Origin of the sequence: Nonomuraea phyllanthi (genome assembly GCF_006334985.2) — a bacterium.
In the GTDB taxonomy this organism is placed as follows: Bacteria; Actinomycetota; Actinomycetes; order Streptosporangiales; family Streptosporangiaceae; genus Nonomuraea; species Nonomuraea phyllanthi.
Genome location: NZ_VDLX02000006.1, coordinates 131,589 through 150,934 on the forward strand (window position 1 = coordinate 131,589; position 19,346 = coordinate 150,934).

Consider the following 19,346-nt stretch of genomic DNA (forward strand, 5'->3'; position numbering starts at 1 on the left):
CCGCTAGCACTGGGAGCGGTCCGAGATTACCCTCTTCTCCTTCCTGGTGAGCAGGTCGATGACGATGATCTTGGTGACATTGGCGTTGTCCAGCAGCTCGAAACATTCCACGGTCTTCCAGACGCTGGTCGGGAGCACGCTTTCTCCCAGAACTACTCGGACCTCGCCGGAGGCATTTCTGGCATAGGCGAGCGACACCTGCCTCCACGCGGCGTCCACCTGGTCCTTGATGGCGTCCCACGGCACCTCTGCGGGATCCCAATCCATGTCCGTGCTGCCCCAGGTCGCCTGTGGAATTCCGTGGGTGTCCATGAGCGTCTCGAGCGTGGTGCCGTTCTTCTCCCTCGCGATCTCGGCGGCTTCGCCGGGTCCGGCGTACACGAATGAATCGTTTCCTGTCGGGCTACGGCCGGACCAGAAGAAGGCGGTGCTTCTGGGAGCGGTGTAGTTGCCGGCGGTGTGCAGGCTCGCCTCCATCGCCCGGACGTGCGCGAGGACCAGTTGTTCCTTGCTCCTGGTCAGGCCTATGCGGATTTCCGAGACGGCGTCCGAGCCGGTTCTGGCAGCCGTGTAGGCGTTCCTGAGAGCCCGGAATCCGACGCTGATCAGCTTGCCGATACCGGCGGTCACCAGCGATTCGAGAGCAATCGTGCCGAGGTTGAGCAGCGTCTTGCTCAGTGATTGGTCGCCCTTGGCGAAGCGGTATATTTCCAGGCCTACTTCACCGATGCTGAGCACCGCGCCGCAGACCCGGCTGAGGACACATCCGACCGCGGCGGGCGCGAATCCGAGGAAGAAGAACGTGGCCCCGTACCTGAGCGCCTGGAAGGTGACGAAGAGTCGCTGCGTTCCTTCGAACGCAGGGTCCAAGGTGGAGTTGATGCAGTTCTCGTAGTCCTGGCTGTCCTGCGGATACAGGTCACAGAAGGCGGAGTTGATGTATGCCCGTGCGGCCAGCTCCTCCGGGTTCCCGATGACGTTGGAGACGCAGTCGCGATAGAAGCCGTCCTCTTCCAGGCCGTAAGCGTCCTCCAGCCTGCTGTACTGATCGCTGGTGTACTGGAATTCGCATTCGGCGATCTTCACGCCGGCGGCATACGCATAGGTCTCGTAGGCTTCGTTGGCCGCCGCGGTGGCGGCCTTGGCGTTGTCGCCGGCTCTGAGGGCTTCCTTGTAGGCGACGCGGGCCGCGTTGGTGGCCCGATTGGCGGCGTCGACGGCCATCTGGTGGGAGGCGATCGCCCAGGTGGCCGACCGGATGGCGCTGCGCGCCGAGTCCTTGGCCCGGGTGGCCGCCCCGCGGGCGGTCTTGACCGCGGCCGCGGCCTTGCTCGCCGAGGCGGCGGCTTGGCCGGCGTACTCGCCGGCCTGCTGGGCATGCTTGGCGGCTTGCTGCGCCGAGCCCAGCGCCTGCTGGGCGTAAGACGCGGCCTGCGCGGCGTCGTCGCGGGCGCGGGCGGCCACGCTCTGCGCCTCCAGCGCGTTCTGCACGGCCGTCTCGGCGACCTCGTGGATCTTCTCGATCAGGCCGGCGACCACGGCGAGGTGGATCGCGCTTTCATGGTCCCGCTCGGCCGCGACGTACTGGCCGGTGGTGAGGAACTGCCGCACACCCGGAGCCGGGCCTTCCAAGGCGATCTGCGCGGCCGCCTTCACCTCAGGACCGCTGTCCTCACTGGCCAGGATCTGGTTGACCCGCACCCGCTCGCCGATGACCGCCGCGGTGTACTGGCCGGAGTCCAGGAAGTCCCGCAACGCCTGCAGCGTCTCGGCGTCGAGGGCCTGCTGCGCCCGCTCCGCAAGCACGACGTCGCCGGCCTCTTCGGCCGCGGACAGGATCTGGTTGACCTTCAGCCGGTCCGCGCTGTAGCGGCCGGGATAGTTCTGCGTGCGTAGGAAGGTCGCGATCGTCTGGTCGTTGCCTGCCAGCGCGGTCTTGGCCGCCGTCGCGAGAGCGGAGTTCTCGGACACCCCCAGGTTCGTCACCGCGACGCGGTTGTCCTGTGCCACGGCGCTGGGGACACCGGTGCGGACGAACTCCAGCACGAGATCGTCGGCGCTGCCCAGCGCGGCCAGCGCCGCCTGCTTGGTCCAGGCGCCCTGGCCGCCGGCCAGGTTCAGTGCGACCCCGCGGGCGGCCTTCACCGCGGCGGCACGCTCGGTGGCCGGGTCCAGCGCCACGGCGATGAGCCTGTTGGTTTCCGCATCGCGTTTGGCGGCCTGGTCGACGTCCCAGTCTGCGACGCGTTGCTGCTCCTCGTACTCGACGCTGGCGGCACGGGCGGTCTCCAACCCCTCGTCCCGGGCCACCGCCAGCCGCTCGGCGTCGGCGGTGCGCGCCGCCTCGTACACCGCTGCCGCCTGCTCCGCGGTCTTCACTGCCTCCTGCGCGGCCGTGATGGCGTCGTTGGCATGCTCGGTGGCCCGTTGCGCCGCCTCCGCGGCCTCGCCGGCGTGTTCCGCGGCATCGAGGGCCGCGGTCGCCGCGGCCTCGGCGTTGGCTGCTGCCCGGTTGGCGGCGTCCCGCGCCTTGTACGCGGCGTCGATGGCCACCCCGAGGTACTTCTCGGCCGCCCGTGCCGCCTGGACGGCTCGCTCGGCGTTGGCCCGTGCCCTCGCCGCCGCGGCGACCGCCTCGTTGGCCTCCGCACCGGCGGCGTTGGCGTACCTGACCGCTTCGTCATTGGCGACCGCCGCCGCCAGGGCATGCTCGGCCGCGGCCGAGGCGGATGCGATGGCCTTATTGCCGTTGTCCAGCGCCCTGCCTGCCGCGTCCGCCACGGCGGCGAAGTCCCGCGTCTCCTGGGCGATCGCGTTGGCCGCCTGCGCCGCCTGTCGTGCGACATCCGCCCTGTCGGCATCCACGGACGCCTCGGCAGCCGCCCGATAAGCTTCGGCGGCCTTCTGATCGGCCTTCGACGCCATCTGCGCCGCCCGTGCCGCCGCGGTGGCAGCGGCACGGGCCGCCCGGTTCGCCGCTGCCGCAGCCCGGACGGCCACCTGCGCCGCCTTGGCCGCCTTCTGCGCCGCGGTCGCCGCCCGCTTGGCCTGCGCCTTCGCTTCGGCCATGTTGTCCCGCGCGGCCTCGGTCGCGGTGGCGGCCTCCTCCGCGGACTTGCGCGCCGCGGCTGCGGCGTCCCTGGCGCGGTCGGCCTCGCCGGTGGCGTTGGCGGTCTCCTGCTTCGCCAGTTCGCCCGCCGCCTTCGCCTGGCCGAGCAGGCCTTCCAGCGTCGCGGTCTCCTCGTCCCGCGCCGACGCCACCGCCCAGCCGTAGACGAGGAATGCCTCCAGCGCTTCCGGCGTATCCGCGTCCAGCGCCTTCTGGGCCGCGGTGCGGACGTTCGGGCCACCGGTGGCCATGGCCTGGTTGACCCGCAGCCGCTGGTCGGTGTTCCACTCCACCTGCCAGCCGGACTCCAGGAACTCCCGCATCTCCTGGGCGTCTCCGGAGTCCAGCACGGCCTGCGCCGCCTGCTTGACCTCCTCGCCGCCGGCGCTCATCAGCTGGTTCACCGACACCCGCGCGTCGATGTCCGACGGGCCCTGCCATCCGCTCTCCAGGAACGTGGCGATCGCGCTCTGATCACCTGCCGCGTCGGCGGCCAGGGCGGCCTGAGCCTTCGCGCGTAAGGCGGGACCGCCGTTGCTGATGACGCTCGCGAGACTGTCCCGCTCGTCCTGACGCTGGGCCTGGAGCCATCCTTCGGCCAGGAACGCGCTGACCTGATCGTCCGAGCCCAGCAGCGCCGCCTCAGCCGCTGCCCGCACCAGCGGACCGCCCTGTTGCCAGGCCGCCACCACATGGGACCGATCAGGGACGACCGACTCCTCGGCATGTGCCGGCGTCACCCGCAGCAGGTTGCCCAGCAGAACCAGGACCACGAATGCCGCGATCGTCGCCTTCCGGCGCGCCGCACCAGGACTCGCTAATCCATTCCTGACCGGTTTCCACGCACGCACATGCAGCCGCACCGCAGCCTCCGTCACCGCTCGAATTCATGCACCGGGAGCGCTGAAGAGGCGAATCTGATCACCGTCCATTCAGCACCGCGGAGTATCACACGGTGCTCGAGTCACGGGCAACCCCGAACGCGGTCACATAGGCGGGCGGCGACGGTTTCCGGCGCGGTGGAAATGGCCGTGGAGACGAGATCGGTGAGTTCGTCAATGAGGTCATGGGAAGCGTCAGGAGCCCGTCCCGCAACGCCTTGACCAGGTGAAGCCTGGCGACATACCGCAAACATACCGTGCCTGTCTAGCCTTGTTCCGTACCCGCCTCGATTGGCCGGAACGGTTCTGTGCCCTCTCCTGATCGTCACGCCGGAGAACAATGTTCAATACGACTTCACTTCCCTCACGGAATCGCAGCGGATCACGCGGAGAATCGTTGTCGAACAGGCTCGGACTCGAGCCTTCCATCCGGGCCGGAAGGCTCGGCCTTTCACTCCCCGCGGGCCTGCCGTTCGACGCGTGGGAAAAAATCGGCGACCAGTTGGGTGTGATCGGCGACTCCTCCTCGTGGTGGCTGGGGGATTGGCTCGTCTACGGCGAGGAGAGTTTTCCGGATCGGTACCGGCTGGCCGTCTCCCAGACCAATCTGTCGTACAAGACGCTGCGCAACTACGCGTGGGTCGCTCGGAACGTCCCGATGTCCCGTCGACGGGACACGCTGAGCCTGCAACACCACGCTCAGGTCGCCGCCCTTTCCGAGGACGAACAGGAGCGATGGCTGGCGCGCGCGGAGGAGGAACGCTGGCCCCAGAGCAGATTACGCAGGGAGATCCAGGCGAGCCGGGCGCGCACTCCCGGTTCCGCGCCCATCACGGTCTCCCTCACCGTCCACGTCTCCTTCGAGCGGGAACAGCGGTGGAAGGCGGCCGCCGAGGTCGCGTCCGTGCCCCTGCCGGAATGGATCGCACAGGCCCTGGACCATGCGGCGGGTCATGGTGACGGCGAATGAGGATCATCGGGCGCTGACATACCCGGGACATACCGCGCGCCGCTACCTTGGCGCGCATGTCTCGCTCGTGGTGGCGGCTCGCCGTCCTGGTCCTTGTCGCCGCATTCCTGGTGCCGGGCCCTCCGGCCGCCGCGGGCGCGCTGTCGGGCGCGGGCTTCTTCGGAAGGTGGAGCGCGGGCGGCTGGACGGTGGGGCCGCGGCTGGACTACGCGCGGGAGGGCCTGAAGCCCGTGGAGAGCGCGGTGAAGGCGGGCGACTACGCGCTGGCCGAGCAGCGGCTGCTCGACCACTACCGCGCGCGCCCCGCCATCGAGGCCGGCGCCTTCTCGCAGACGACCTGGCCGGGAGCGGTCGAGCTGACGCCCAGCCACATCTGGACGCTGGGATCGGGCGAGGCCTACATCACGACGCTCACCTTCGGCCCGGGGGAGAAGACCGTCACGGCCGACGTCACCAGCAGCATCACCAGCGGCAAGGCCGGATTCTTCCTGATGAGCCGGTACAAGGACGCGGTCATCGCCCTCGTCAACAGCAGGAGCAAGGGGTCGGGCAAGCCCACCCTCCGGCTGACCCTGGCCGACGGCTCGGTGCGGACCCTCATCCCCACGCACGACACCTACATCTGGGCGGCCCACCCGGACAACGTGTACGGCACCAAGTACTTCATGCAGGTCAGCGACCAGGGCGCGGGGCCGTTCACCGGCGAGACGCGCAAGGCGTACCTGCGGTTCGACCTCGGCGGCGTCACGGACGTGAAGAAGGCGGAGCTGACGCTGACCGGCCAGGCCGACACCGCGAAGGACATCATGCTGTACGGCAACGCCGAGACCTTCGACGAGGCCACCCGCACCTGGTCCACCACCGTGCAGAACACCTTCTCCTGGGAGGGCGACCCCGGCGGCTTCGACTGGAAGCTGCCCGCCGGCGCCGACAAGGAGTACCTCTACCAGCTCCCCCGCTTCTCCTTCGCCGGCCCGCTGGCCCTGGAGTACCAGAAGACCGGCGACGAGCGGCACGCCCGCACGCTCATCGACCTGATGACCGACTTCATCGAGGACGCCGACACCTACGACGACGACCAGGGCGCCGGCTCCTACCCGGGCAACCTGCACGCCGCGCGCCGCCTGCAGAACTGGATCGCGGCCTACGAGATCCTGCGCAGGAGCCCGTCGCTGACCCCCGAGGCCAACACCGCGATCCTCAAGACGATGAACCGGGCTGGCCTGTACCTGCAGGTGAACGTCAACGGCACGCCGAACAAGATGCAGTCACAGAAGATCATGCTGCTGCACGCCGCCGTCTACTTCCCGGAGTTCCGCGCCGCGCCCGCGTGGCGCGCCGACGCCGCCGGCTTCCTCTCGGCCCAGCTCGACGACTCCACCTACGCCGACGGCGGCTACAGGGAGTCCACGGACGCCTACCTGCGGGGCTACCTCCGTCAGTACGTGGACGCCGTCGCCTTCATGCGGCGCAACGGCATCCCGTTCACCGCCACCGCCAAGCTGCGGCAGCTGGGGCGCTTCCTCATGGACCAGAGCTACCCCAGCGGCTACGGCCCCGCCTACGGCGACAGCGACTCCCTCGACCTGCGCAGCACCCTCAGAGAGCTGGGCGAGCTGCTCGACGACCCCGAACTCGTCCACGTCGGCACCTCCGGAAGGTCGGGCGAGAAGCCGGCGCACACCTCCGTGCTCTACCCGGACACCCGGGTCGCGATCTCCCGCTCCGGCTGGACCGCCGACGACTCCCACCTCCGGCTCAACGCCGACCGCGGCAACCACAGCCACCCGGACGAGCTGGCGATCACCGCCTACGCGTACGGCCGGCCGCTCCTGCCCGACATGGGCACCTTCACCTACAGTGAGGACCCCCGCGCGGAGTGGCTGCGGCGTACCACGGAGGCGCACAACACGATCGAGATCGACGACAGGCCACAGACCTCGACCGCGGACGGCGGCATCTCGCACCTGATCGCCAACCCCGTCTTCGACCTGATCGGCGCGAACACCGCGAGCTCCGCGGGCGCCGTTCACGAGCGGTCCGTCCTGTCGCTGCACTCGGGCCTGTGGGTGGTCTCCGACCGGCTCAAGCCGGTGGACGCCGCCACGCACCGCTACGAGCAGAACTGGCACTTCGCGGCCGACGCTGATCCCTCGATGCGCTCCGGGACCGAGGCCACGGCCACCGCCTTCGCGACGGGCGCGAACCTCACGATCGTCCCCGCCGATCCTGCCCAGGTCTCCTCCCACCTGCTCGACGGCTACCACGCGCCGCGGTTCTACTCCGTGGAGAACGCGAAGTACGCCTCCTACGTCAAGCGGGCCGCCGGCCGGACGACCTTCGACACCCTCCTGGTGCCGTCCAGGGGCGCGGCCGACACCTCGGTGACGGTGGAACGGCTCCCCGTCGGCGCCACCCCGTCCCACAAGGCGACAGCCCTGAGCCTGAACGGCGGCGCGGGCGTCTACTACAAGTCCTGGACCACGAAGGCGTCGCGCACGTTCGGGCCCTACACCTTCGACGGCAAGCTGCTCTACGCCGACGCGGGATCGATCGTGATGGTCGACGGCTCGTCGATCGAACGCGCCGGCACGACCCTGGTCAAGGCGCCGGCCGCGGTCAAGGAGCTGGCCGTGACCTTCGACGGGGACGGCACCGTACGGATCGATGGCAGCGGGCTGACCGCGAGCACCGACCCGGCCGAGGCCATCGCGATCGCGGCGCCGGAAGCCGCCAAGGTGATCCTCAACGGTGTGGTCGTTCCCTTCGAACGCGCGGGCACGCTCATCTACGCGGCCGCCTGACACCTCCACAGGCGACTCCGGGCGGCGGGCGGGCACAACGTCCTGATCGTCCAGAATACATCGGACCAATCGCGCTTCTTTCGCCGGTCAAGCGACATGTGACCCATGGCCGCCCGGAAAACATCCGATGCCACCCCTTGTTGTCACGGCGTTTCGGTGCTATTTCCTGGTGAAGGTCACTTGTGATCGGAGGAATCAGTGATCAACCCCCCACGCCGGCGCCGCAGCACCACCCTGCTCGCCGCGTTATCCCTGTTCATCGGCACCCTGGCGGTGGCCACTCCCGCTCAGGCGGCGCCCGATCCAGAGACGAGTGCAGTGCAGACACCCGATGACCTGACCCTGTGGTACGACGAACCGGCCACCGACTGGGAGACCCAGGCCCTGCCCATCGGCAACGGCCCGCTGGGCGCGAAGGTGTTCGGCGGCCTGGCCTCCGAGCAGATCCAGTTCAACGAGAAGACGCTGTGGACCGGCGGTCCCGGGCACAGCGGCTACGACTTCGGCAACTGGAAGACCCCGCGCCCGAACGCCATCGCCGAGGTCCAGCAGCAGATCGACCGCGACGGCAAGATGTCCACCGGCGACGTGGTGGCCAGGCTGGGCCAGCCCAAGACCGGGTTCGGCGCCTACCAGACCTTCGGCGACCTCCACCTCGACCTGGCCGACGCCCCCGACGACCCGACGGGCTACCGGCGCGAGCTGAGCCTGCGCGAGGCCGTGGCCAGGGTCGGCTACACCGCCGGCGGCGTCACGTACGCGCGCGAGTACTTCGCCAGCAACCCCGGCAACGTGATCGTCGGGCGGCTCTCGGCGGACCAGCCCGGCAAGGTGTCGTTCACGCTCCGGCACACCTCGCCGCGCGACGACCAGACCGTCACGGCCTCCGGCGGGCGGCTCACCATCCGCGGGCAGCTGCGCGACAACAAGATGACCTTCGAGGCGCAGGTGCAGGTGGTCACGGAGGGCGGCACGCGTACCGACGCGGGCGACCGGATCACCGTCAGCGGCGCCGACAGCGCCGTGTTCGTCCTGTCGGCCGGCACCGACTACGCCGACACCTACCCGACCTACCGGGGCGAGGACCCGCATGCCGAGGTCACCGCCGCGGTGGACGCGGCCGCCGCCAGGAGCTACGACGACCTGCGGGCCGCGCACGTCGCCGACTACCGCGAGCTGTTCGACCGGGTGAAGCTGGACCTCGGCCAGAGCACGCCGAAGGTCCCCACCGACGAGCTGCGCGGGAAGTACACCGGCGGCGCCTCCGCCGACGACCGGGCGCTGGAGGCGATGTTCTTCGCCTACGGCCGCTACCTGCTGATCTCCTCCTCCCGCGAGAACGACATCCTCCCGGCCAACCTCCAGGGCGTGTGGAACAACTCCACCAGCCCGCCCTGGTCGGCCGACTACCACGTCAACATCAACCTGCAGATGAACTACTGGCTCGCCGAGCAGACCAACCTGCACGAGACCACCGAACCGTACGACCGCTACATCGCGGCCATGGTCGCGCCCGGCCGTGAGACCGCCCAGGAGATCTACGGCGCGCGCGGCTGGGTCGTCAACAACGAGACCAACCCGTTCGGCTTCACCGGCCTGCACGACTACGGCAGCTCGTTCTGGTTCCCGGAGGCCGCCGCCTGGACCACCCAGCACCTGTACGACAGCTACCGCTTCAGCGGCGACGTGGACTACCTGCGGGAGACCGCCTACCCGGTGATCAAGGGCGCGGCGGAGTTCTGGCTGGACTTCCTGCACACCGACCCGCGTGACGGCACGCTCGTCGTCTCCCCGAGCTACTCGCCCGAGCACGGCGACTTCTCCGCCGGCGCGTCGATGTCGCAGCAGATCGTCCGCGAGGTGCTCACCAACGCCCTGGCCGCGGCCGAGAAGCTCGGCGTGGACGAGGGCTTCCGGGCCGAGGTGAGCGCCGCGCTGGCCAAGCTCGACCCCGGCCTGCGGATCGGCTCCTGGGGCCAGCTGCAGGAGTGGAAGAGCGACTGGGACTCCAGGACCGACACCCACCGGCACGTCTCCCACCTGTACGCCCTGCACCCCGGCAACCAGATCACCCCGGGCACCCCGGAGGCCGAGGCGGCCAAGGTCTCGCTGGCCGCGCGCGGCGACGGCGGCACCGGCTGGTCGAAGGCCTGGAAGATCAACTTCTGGGCCCGGCTGCTGGACGGCGACCACGCCCACAAGATGCTCAGCGAGCAGTTGAAGGCGTCCACGCTGGACAACCTGTGGGACACGCACCCGCCGTTCCAGATCGACGGCAACTTCGGCGCCACCTCCGGCATCGCCGAGATGCTCGTGCAGAGCCAGCACGACGTCGTACGGGTGCTGCCCGCGCTGCCGTCCGCCTGGAAGGACGGCTCGGTGTCCGGCCTGCGCGCCCGCGGCGACGTGACCGTGGACGCCACCTGGAAGGACGGCGCACCCGACACCGTCACCGTGCACCCGGGCGGGACCGGCCAGATCAAGGTCGGCGCGCCGTTCGTGGCCGGCCGCTACCGCGTCTACGACGAGCGGGGCCACGAGATCGGCGCCCACCGCGACGGTGACGTGCTGAGCTGGAACGCCCGCGCCGGCAAGGCGTACACGATCCAGAACGAGGCGGCCGTCACGCTGGAGGCGCCCGCCTCCGCCATGCCCGGCACCCCGTTCGAGGCCCGGGTGACGGTCACCGCCACCCGCCGCCGGGCGGTGCCCGCCTCGGACGTGTCGCTCACCGTGCCGCAGGGCTGGACCGTCGAGCCGCAGACCCGCCACGTGGCGGGCGTGGCGCCAGGCAGCTCGCGCGGCGTGACCTTCACCGTCACCCCGGGACCGGCCGACGGCTCGCGTCGCGCGGTGCTCGCCGCCTCGGTCACCGGCGACTCCTGGAAGGGCGCGGCCACCGCCGTGCTCGGCCTGCTGCCGTGCGCCTCGCCCGACCCCGGCTCGGTGCTGGTCGCCTGGGACCCGAAGGAAGGCGGTACCGTCGCCGACACCTCCGGCAACGGCCGCGACGCCACCGTCACCGGCGGCACCGCCTCCTACGACGCCACCGCGCCGTCCGGCAGCGGGCTGGTGCTCGACGGCAGCACCTTCCTGACCACCGGGAACACCACGCTCGGCCTGCTGCCCGAGGCCACGTTCGCGGCCGAGGTCAAGATCGCCGGCACCGGCTACCGGCGGCTGTTCGACTCGCAGCCGTCCGGCGACCCCGGCACCGACGGCGTGCTGCTCGACGTGACGCCGAGCGGCAACCTGCGCTTCATCGGCGCGGGCGTGAACGTGACCGTCAACCACACCCTGCCCGCGGGCCGCTGGATCGACCTGGTGGTCACCCTGGACAGGAGCGGCACGGTCACCCTCTACGTGGACGGCGAGCGCAAGGCCACCGCGCAGGTCACCGCCGACGGCATCACGGGCTGCGCGTCCAGGCCGCTGCGCTTCGGCGCCGACCAGGGCGGCGGCCAGCGGATGACCGGCTCGGTGGACCGGGCGGCCATCTTCGCCAGGACGCTGTCCGCGGACGAGGTCGGGGACTGGCGGCAGCTCGCCTTCTGACCTCGCGGAGCGCCGGGGAGGCAGGCGGTGACGTCCGCGCCTCCCCGGCCTCCGGGTCTCTCCAGCGTCCGGGCCTCTCCAGCACTCGGGACTCCCTGGCGCCCGGGTCTCACGGCTTCCGGGCGCCACCGAGGCCGGCGTGCCAAGGACGGGGCGTTCACGGGCACACCCGGCCGCCGGATCACGGCGGGACGCCGCGGGTCGTCACAGGTCGTTGCCGGCGTAGGAGAGGTTGAAGCTCTTGTTGACGAGAGGAAAGTCGGGGACGATCGCGCTGGTGAGCGCCACCGGCAGGGCCGGCCAGTTGAGGAAGGACGGGTCGACGATCTTCACGCGCCTGAGCGTGGCATCGGGCGCGAGCTCGACGCGGTGCGCGATCGTGCCGCGCCAGCCCTCGACCAGCCCGACGCCTGACGACGACGGTCCGGCCGGGGGCGGGACCTCCGTGGCGGCCCCGCCGACCAGGCGGTCGATCAGGGCGATCGAGGCGGCGATCTCCTCGGCGCGGATCTGGAAGCGGGCCAGGACGTCTCCGCCCGTACGGAGAGCCGGGGTGAAGTCGCCGATGCCGATGAAGGGGTGGTCACGGCGGGCGTCGCCGTCCACGCCGCTGGCCCTGGCCACGTAGCCGAGCGTGCCGAGGTCGCGGGCGGCGTCGAGGGGGAGCACGGCGGTGCCGGTGAAGCGGTCGGCGACGACGGTGTGGCCGAGGGCGATGTCGACGATCTCCCGGACGTCGGCGCCGATGGCGCGCAGGCGGTCGGGGTCGGGAGGCCGCAGCAGCCGGGTGCCGCCGGGGCGTACCGCGCCGCGCAGCAGCCGGTGCCCGGTGACCTCGGCGTTGATGCGCAGGAGCTGCTCGCGGATCCGGCCGGTCTGCGCGTGCAGGACGCTGAAGGCGACGTCGTTGCAGAGCGCGCCGAGATCGGTGACGTGGTTGTAGAGGCGTTCGAGCTCCAGCAGCACGGCGCGGGCCCGCTGGTCCGGCTCGCTCACCGGCGTGGCGGTGGCCTCTTCGACGGCCAGGCAGTAGGCGAGCGCGTGGCCGACGGAGGTGTCGCCGCTGACGCGCTCGGCCAGCTCCAGCCCGTCGGCGGGTTCGCGGCTCTCGAAGAGCTTCTCGATGCCCTTGTGCACGAACCAGAGCCGGGCTTTGAGCTTGATGATGGTCTCGCCGACCACGGAGAAGCGGAAGTGCCCCGGCTCGATGAGTCCGGCGTGGACGGGGCCGACGGGGATCTCGTAGACGCCCTGCCCCTCGACGGTGACGAACGGGTAGGGCCCCTCGGGGTCGCCGAAGGAGGGCGGGGCGCCGGCGTCGGCCCCCATCGGGTACCAGCCGCGCGGCCAGTGGTGATGGCGTACGAGGCGCCGGGGGAGCGGGTGGTCGAGCGGGGTGATCCCGTACAGGTCGCGGATCTCCCGCTCGAACCGGCCCGCGGGGAAGGACAGGCGGGCCAGGCTCGGCACGGACGGCTGCTCCGCGGGCAGGCGCAGGCGGAGCTCGGCGCGGCGGTCCGGACGGCCCGCGACGAACAGGTAGGCGAGGGAGTAGCCGCGCTCCAGCCGGCCGGCGGACACGAGCGCCAGCCGGTGGCCGCCGGCCAGCAGCTCCGCGGCCCGGTCCGGCAGCTCGGAGGGGGTGATGTCCGAGATCGTGCGGACGCTCATGGGGCGGCTCCGGCGATGGTGGCGGCGGCCCGCAGCAAGGAGTGGAGCGGGCCCGTGGCGATGCCCAGGGCGGCGCAGGCCGCCAGGCCCGCGACCAGCGGGACGGCCACGCTGTACGGCGTGGCGACGGCGCCGTCGGGCGAGTCGCCCAGCAGCATCCTCCCGGCGTGCCGGCAGACGGCGGCGACGATGACCAGCATCAGCAGCAGGGCCGGCGCGATCGCCCAGCCCAGCCCGGCGGCGAAGCCCGCGCGCGCGATGCCGAGCTCGCTGGCGAACAGGCTGAACGGGGGCAGGCCGAGCAGGGCCAGCAGGCCGAGCCCGAACGTCCCGCCGAGCAGCGGCGCCCTGGCCGTCAGGCCGCGGACCGCGTCCATCCGGCTGCTGCCCACGGCCTGGTGCAGCCGGCCCGCCGACAGGAACAGCACGGACTTGCCGAGCCCGTGCCCGAGGATGTGCAGCAGGACGGCCGCCAGGGCGAGGGCGCCGCCGACGGCCGCGCCGAGCGCGAGCAGGCCCATGTGCTCGATGCTGGAGTAGGCCAGCAGCCGCTTGTAGTCGCGCTGGCCGAGCAGCAGCAGCGCGGCCACGGCCAAGGAGGCCAGCGCGACGATGACGAGCAGCGTGCGGGCGAAACCGGCGCCGAGCGCCGCGTCGGCGATGACCTTGGTCCGCAGCACGGCGTAGAACGCCACCGACAGCAGCACCCCCGACATCAGCGCCGACACCGGCGCCGGGGCCTGGCTGTGCGCGTCGGGCAGCCAGGCGTGCATCGGCGCCAGCCCCGCCTTGGTGCCGAACCCGAGCACGAGCAGCACGACCGCGATGCGCGTCACGCCGGGATCGAGGCGGTCCGCGTGCGCGGTCAGCTCCGCCCAGCCCAGGGACGTCACGCCGGCGTGCGTGCCGGCGTAGTGGAGCATGACGATGCCGAGGAGGGCGAGGGCGATGCCGACCGAGCAGATGACCACGTATTTCCACGCGGCCTCGGTGGCCTCGCGGGTGCGCCGGTGCCCGACCAGGAAGGCGGTCACGATGGTGGTCGCCTCGATGGCGACCCACAGCAGGCCCAGGCTGGAGGCGAGGACCGCCAGCGCCATGGCGGCGATGAACGACTGCGTCAGCACCCCGTAGCGGCGCATCGCGCGGGGGCCGGTGCGCCCGGCGGCGAGCTCCGCCGCCAGGTAGGCGGGGCCGGCGAGCATCGCCAGCAGCGCGACCGCGCCGATCACCAGGAGCATGTAGGCGCTCAGCGCGTCACCGGTGAGCTGCCCTCCGAGCGCGTCGCCCCCGCCCGTGGCGGCCAGCGCGACGGCGCAGGCCAGCACCCCGGCCGCGGACAGCGCGCCCAGCCACGCGGTGGCCCGGTTCCAGCCGAGCACGGCGTACGCGCACGCGGCGGCCACGGGCACCGCGAGCGGGCCGATCACCAGCAGGCTCCCCATCAGTCGTGCAACTCCCGCAGCTCGTCGAGGTCGGTGCCGCCGAACGCGGCCCGCATCCGGGTGGTCAGCACCTGCAGGACCAGCACGGCCAGCAGGACGTCCAGGGAGATCCCGAGCTCGACGACGAGCGGGACGCCGCTGGTGGTCAGGAAGGCGGCGGCGGTGATGGCGTTGTCCATCAGCAGGAAGCCCACCAGCTGCGACAGGGCCCGCCGCCGGGTCACCAGGAGGAAGAACCCGATCAGCAGTACGGTCAGCGCGACCGGCACGGCCTGCGTCGCCGGGGTGGGCGACAGCCGTACCAGAGGCTGGGAGAGCGCGTAGGCGAGCATCGCCAGCACCGCCGCCACCAGCAGCGACGTCGCCACGTTGACCAGGGGCTGCGTCTCGCGGCCCCCGCCGCCCGCGACCAGCGCGCGCCGCATCAGGTAGGGCAGCAGCCCGGCCCGCAGCGCGCCCACTCCGAGACCGATCAGGATCAGCTCGACATCGCCCTGCCGGGCGCCGAGCACGACGATCAGCGCGGTCAGGGCGATGCCCTGCAGCGCGAACAGCCACACGATCGCCGCCAGCTCGCGCCGCCACAGCACCAGCACGGCCGTCAGCAGGAAGGCCCCGCAGGCCAGGTCGAGCAGCTGGACGAAGGTCGCGTCAGTCATGGGCACGCCAGGAGGTCATGTTCGTGGAGGAAGTCATGGTCACGCCAGGAAGAAGGAGGCGGCGACGGCCAGCAGCGCCAGCAGGAACGACCCGGCGAGCAGCTCCGGCACGCGGAACAGCCGCAACTTGGCCATGAACACCTCGCCCGCGGCCAGCAGCACACCGAGGATCGCCACCTTCCCGACGAGTACGAGCACCGACAGCAGCACCGCGAGCACTCCCGCGCCCGCCGTGGCGATCCCCACGGGGAAGAACAGGCTGGACAGCAGGCCAAGGAAGATCGACAGCCGCATCGCCGACGCCCATTCGACCAGCGCCAGGTCAGGGCCGGCGTACTCCAGCACCATCGCCTCATGGATCATGGTCAGTTCGAGGTGCGTGGCCGGGTTGTCCACCGGGATCCTGCCGGTCTCCGCGATCGTGACGATGGCCAGCGCGACCGCGGCCAGCACGCTCGCCGGGGAGACCACCGCCAGGGGATCCTCCACCGTCGCGGTGACGATCTGCCCCAGGCTGGTGGAGCCGACCCTGATCGACAGCGCGAACACCGACACCAGGATCGTCGGCTCGACCAGCGCCAGCACGGCCATCTCCCGGCTGGCGCCCATCCCGCCGAACGCCGTCCCCGTGTCCAGGGCGCCCAGCGCGAGCGCCACCGACCCCAGGGCCAGCAGCGCGGTCACCGCGAACAGGTCGGCGACGCCGTCCAGCGGCGAGACCGTCGTCACCAGCGGCACGACCGCGGCCACGACCAGGGCCGTACCCGCCACGAGCAGGGGCGCGGCCCGGAAGGGCCAGCCCGTGCCGTGCGCCGCGATCGGCTCCTTGCGCAGCAGCTTGCGCAGGTCCCGCCACGGCTGCCCGATCCCGGGGCCGGCGCGTCCTTCCAGCCGGGCCCTGACCTGCCGCATCACCCCGACGAGCAGCGGCGAGCCGAGGGCGACGGCGATCACCTGCAGCCCGGTTCCCAGCGCGCCCGTCACCACAGCACCACCAGGACGACCAGCGCGCCGGCCAGCGCCCAGAAGCCGTAGCCGAGGTAGCGGTGCACGCTGCCGGTGGCGAGGACGCGCGCCCGCCGCCCGACGGCCGCGGCCGCGGCGATCAGCGGGTCGTAGAGCCTGTGCTCGATCCGATCAGGCACCCGGGCGTGGAAGCGGACCCGCTCCACCAGGTAGGCCGACTCCTTCATCGGGGTGACGTCCACATCGCTCTCCGGGGCGAGCACGTTGTCGAAGACCCGCTGCAACGGCTCGGCGAACGACGTCGCGGTGTACTCCATCCGCGCCGACATGGGCCCGGCGCCGCAGTCCCAGAGCCTGGCGGCGCGCCGGGCCCGCCGCGTCGCCGCCACCCGTACCAGGACCAGCACCGCCATGACGCTCACCAGCAGGGCGACGGCGATCAGCAGGGGCGAGACCACTCCGGAGACGCCCGCGAGCCGCAGCGTCAGCTCCCCGCTCACCACGTCGCGTCCCGGGAACACCACCGCCACGGCCCGGCCGAGCGCCGGCACCACCACGGTCGGCGCCACCGCCAGGGCCACGCAGCACGCCACCGCGAGCGCCGTCCCGCCCAGCATCACCGGCGGGACCTCTTCAGCCCTCCCGGCCTCCGCGCTGCGCGGCCGGGCCAGGAAGCCCACCCCGAACGCCTTGACGAAGGTGGCGACGGCGAGCCCCGCGGACAGCGCGATCATCCCGACCGCGAGCGGCATCGTGACCGCGCCCGCCACCCCGGAGCCGGGCACGGCGTGGATCAGGCTCTGCAGCAGCAGCCACTCGCTGACGAAGGCGTTGCCGGGCGGCAACGCCGAGGCGCACAGCGCGCCGGCGGCGAACAGCGCCGTGGTGTACGGCATCCGGTCGCGCAGCCCGCCCAGCGCGTCCAGATCCCGTACGCCCGTCGCGTACAGGACCGACCCCGCCGACAGGAACAGTGTCGTCTTGAACGCGGCGTGATTGACGACGTGCAGCAACGCCGCGGCCAGCGCCAGCGTCGCCAGGACGGGAATCCCGGTGGCGGCGAGGAAACCCGCCGCGCCCACCCCGACCATCACCAGGCCCAGGTTCTCCGTCGTGGAGTAGCCGAGCAGGCGTTTCAGGTCGGAGGAGACGGCCGCCTGCAGGATGCCGTACAGCGCCGACACCGCGCCCGCCGCCAGCACCAGCAGCCACCACCAGGCCGGCCCGCCGTGCAGCAGGTCCAGCCCGACCCGGACCACGCCGTACGCGCCCATGTTCACCATCGCCGCGCTCATCAGCGCCGACACATGGCTGGGCGCCTCCGGATGCGCGCGCGGCAGCCACACGTGCAGCGGCACGATGCCCGCCTTCGAGGCGAACCCGGCCAGCGTCGTCAGGAACACCACCGTCTTCACCGCGGGCGGCAGGCCGGCCTCGCGCAACTGCGCGAAGCTCTCGCCGCCGGCCCCGGCCGCGAACGCCACCAGCCCCACCAGGATCGCCACCAGGCCGAGGTGCGTCATGACCGCGTACCACAGCCCGGCCCGGCGCACCGAGGTGTTCCGCCGGTGCTCGGCCAGCACGAGCAGCAGCGACGACACCGCCATCAGCTCCCAGGCGAGCAGGAACGTGCTCACGCTCGCCGCCGCCGGAACCAGCAGCATGGACGCCACGAACACCGGCAGCACGGCCTGGAAGACCCGGCCGTCCAGGCCGTGCCGGCAGTAGCCGATGCCGTGGATGGCCGCGCACACCGCCACTGTCCCGGTGACCACGACGAACGCCCCGCTCAAGGGGTCGAGCGCCAGCCGCGCCCCGGCCAGCGGCAGCAGGCCGGGCAGCCAGGCGGACCAGCTCTGCCCGGCGAGGGCCGCCACGCCCGCCGCCGCCCCGCAGGCGCCCGCCGCCGCCGTGCACAGGCCGGCCAGCCACAGCCGAGCCTTGGCCGGTGCCGTCAGGGCCGCCGCGGCGGCCAGCGCGCAGCACGACAGCGACGCCACGAACAGGGTGCCGACCAGGTTCATCGGCCGGTCAGCCGCCGCACCGCCGCCACGATCGCCTCAGGCTCAGGAGGGCAGCCCGGCACCTCCACGTCCACGGGCACCACGTCGCTCACCGCACCGGCCACCCCGTAGGCTCCGGCGAACACCCCGCAGTCGCGCGCGCAGTCACCCAGCGCGATCACCAGGCGTGGCTCGGGGACCGCGTCATAGGCGCGGCGCAGCGCCATCTCCATGTTGCGCGTCACGGGCCCCGTCACCAGCAGCGCGTCAGCGTGCCGGGGCGAGGCCACCATCCGGGCGCCGTACCGCTCGGCGTCGTACACCGGGCCGAACGCCGAGGAGATCTCCACCTCGCAGCCGTTGCAGGACCCGGCGTCGACGTGCCTGATCTGCACCGAGCCGGCCAGCTCGGCCGCCTTCGAGGGTGCCTCGCCCGGCACCCGCGCCGGAGCGGGCTCGGCCACCCGCCCCGTCCTCATGATCTTCCGCCACAGCCCCATCGCCGGATCTCCCGCCTCACCCTTCATGCCGTCGGCCGGGGGAGGGGGGAGCGGACGGGGGAAGAGGCTCCCCGCCGTCACCGTCACCGTCACCGTCACCGTCACCGTCACCGTCACCGTCACCGTCGACGGCGACGCCGTGCTCGGCGGCCAGGCGGAGCATCTCCTCCAGGTCGGCCGCGAGGACGTGCGCGCCGTGCTGATCGCCGGACTCCTGGGCGGCACGCAGGGCTTCGCGCCCGTGGCGCACCCGGCTGCGCACGCCTCCCGCGAAATCTCCCACATCCGCCCCCGATCGTCCCTGACGCAGCGAAGACATGATGTCGCCTCTTGAAGAATTCTTCAAGTGTTGGACCCAGCAAAATCGCAAGCGATCTCCCTCCGAGCGCTGACCCGACGCCGGCCGCACGGCTGGATATGGTGGGTTTGTGATGTCGGTGCCGCTGTATCAGGCCAAGGCCGAGCTGTTCCGGCTGCTGGGCCACCCGGTACGGATCCGCGTGCTGGAGTTGCTGCAGGACGGGCCGATGCCGGTGCGCGAGCTCCTCGCCGCGATCGAGGTCGAACCGACCGGGCTGTCGCAGCACCTGGCCGTGCTGCGCCGCTCGGGCATGGTCAGCGCGCGGCGCGACGGCGCGACCGTCGTCTACGCGCTGGCCGGGGGGCGCGTCGCCGACCTGCTGCGCGCGGCGCGCGTCCTGCTGACCGAGAAGATCTCCGGGCAGAACGAGCTCCTCAGCGAGCTGCGGGCGGCCGACGAGGCGGACCGCGAAGCCTCGTGAC

Annotated in this window: 12 protein-coding genes; 5 read left to right on the forward strand and 7 right to left on the reverse strand. The window is 71.8% G+C overall.

Annotated features, from left to right (window positions below):
* Nucleotides 1-3: 3 nt before the first annotated feature.
* Nucleotides 4-3,882: a hypothetical protein gene (locus FH608_RS17820; protein ID WP_139631654.1), complete on the reverse strand. Its 3,879-nt coding sequence runs from the start codon at nt 3,880-3,882 to the stop codon at nt 4-6.
* Between the two features lie 505 nt (nt 3,883-4,387).
* Between FH608_RS17820 and FH608_RS17825 the strand changes: the two genes are divergently transcribed.
* The 3 genes from FH608_RS17825 (at nt 4,388) to FH608_RS17835 (ending at nt 11,319) form a co-directional block, all read left to right on the forward strand.
* Nucleotides 4,388-4,960, forward strand: coding sequence for an LmbU family transcriptional regulator (locus tag FH608_RS17825; RefSeq protein WP_226899646.1), 573 nt, complete (start codon nt 4,388-4,390; stop codon nt 4,958-4,960).
* Between the two features lie 56 nt (nt 4,961-5,016).
* On the forward strand, nt 5,017-7,764 hold the full coding sequence (locus tag FH608_RS17830; protein ID WP_139631655.1) for a heparinase II/III family protein: 2,748 nt from the start codon (nt 5,017-5,019) through the stop codon (nt 7,762-7,764).
* 198 nt (nt 7,765-7,962) lie between these two features.
* Nucleotides 7,963-11,319 (forward strand): glycosyl hydrolase family 95 catalytic domain-containing protein, encoded by a 3,357-nt coding sequence (locus tag FH608_RS17835; protein WP_139631656.1) that lies wholly within the window; start codon nt 7,963-7,965, stop codon nt 11,317-11,319.
* Between the two features lie 204 nt (nt 11,320-11,523).
* On the opposite strand, the gene FH608_RS17840 is transcribed toward FH608_RS17835, so the two are convergent.
* Genes FH608_RS17840 through FH608_RS17865 form a run of 6 tightly spaced genes read right to left on the reverse strand, consistent with a single transcriptional unit; the run spans nt 11,524 to nt 18,563 of the window.
* Nucleotides 11,524-12,990, reverse strand: coding sequence for a hydrogenase large subunit (locus FH608_RS17840; RefSeq protein ID WP_139631657.1), 1,467 nt, complete (start codon nt 12,988-12,990; stop codon nt 11,524-11,526).
* Nucleotides 12,987-14,435 (reverse strand): proton-conducting transporter transmembrane domain-containing protein, encoded by a 1,449-nt coding sequence (locus FH608_RS17845; protein ID WP_139631658.1) that lies wholly within the window; start codon nt 14,433-14,435, stop codon nt 12,987-12,989. The genes FH608_RS17840 and FH608_RS17845 overlap by 4 nt, the downstream gene beginning before the upstream one ends.
* Nucleotides 14,435-15,094, reverse strand: a complete 660-nt coding sequence (locus FH608_RS17850; protein WP_139631659.1) for a hypothetical protein — start codon at nt 15,092-15,094, stop codon at nt 14,435-14,437. The genes FH608_RS17845 and FH608_RS17850 overlap by 1 nt, the downstream gene beginning before the upstream one ends.
* Nucleotides 15,095-15,133: 39 nt before the next feature.
* A complete protein-coding gene (locus FH608_RS17855; RefSeq protein ID WP_226899647.1) occupies nt 15,134-16,078 on the reverse strand; it encodes a respiratory chain complex I subunit 1 family protein in 945 nt (314 codons plus the stop codon).
* Complete coding sequence (locus FH608_RS17860) at nt 16,075-18,084, reverse strand: proton-conducting transporter transmembrane domain-containing protein (RefSeq protein WP_139631661.1); 2,010 nt, start codon at nt 18,082-18,084, stop codon at nt 16,075-16,077. The genes FH608_RS17855 and FH608_RS17860 overlap by 4 nt, the downstream gene beginning before the upstream one ends.
* The gene (locus FH608_RS17865) at nt 18,081-18,563 is read right to left on the reverse strand and encodes an NADH-quinone oxidoreductase subunit B family protein (protein WP_139631662.1); all 483 of its coding nucleotides are present in this window, start codon (nt 18,561-18,563) and stop codon (nt 18,081-18,083) included. The genes FH608_RS17860 and FH608_RS17865 overlap by 4 nt, the downstream gene beginning before the upstream one ends.
* Before the next feature lie 25 nt (nt 18,564-18,588).
* Here FH608_RS17865 and FH608_RS51520 point away from each other — a divergent pair, with 25 nt between their 5' ends.
* Nucleotides 18,589-18,897: a hypothetical protein gene (locus tag FH608_RS51520; RefSeq protein WP_193318477.1), complete on the forward strand. Its 309-nt coding sequence runs from the start codon at nt 18,589-18,591 to the stop codon at nt 18,895-18,897.
* Nucleotides 18,898-18,994: 97 nt separating this feature from the next.
* A complete protein-coding gene (locus FH608_RS17875; protein ID WP_139631664.1) occupies nt 18,995-19,345 on the forward strand; it encodes an ArsR/SmtB family transcription factor in 351 nt (116 codons plus the stop codon).
* Nucleotide 19,346 lies beyond the last annotated feature (1 nt).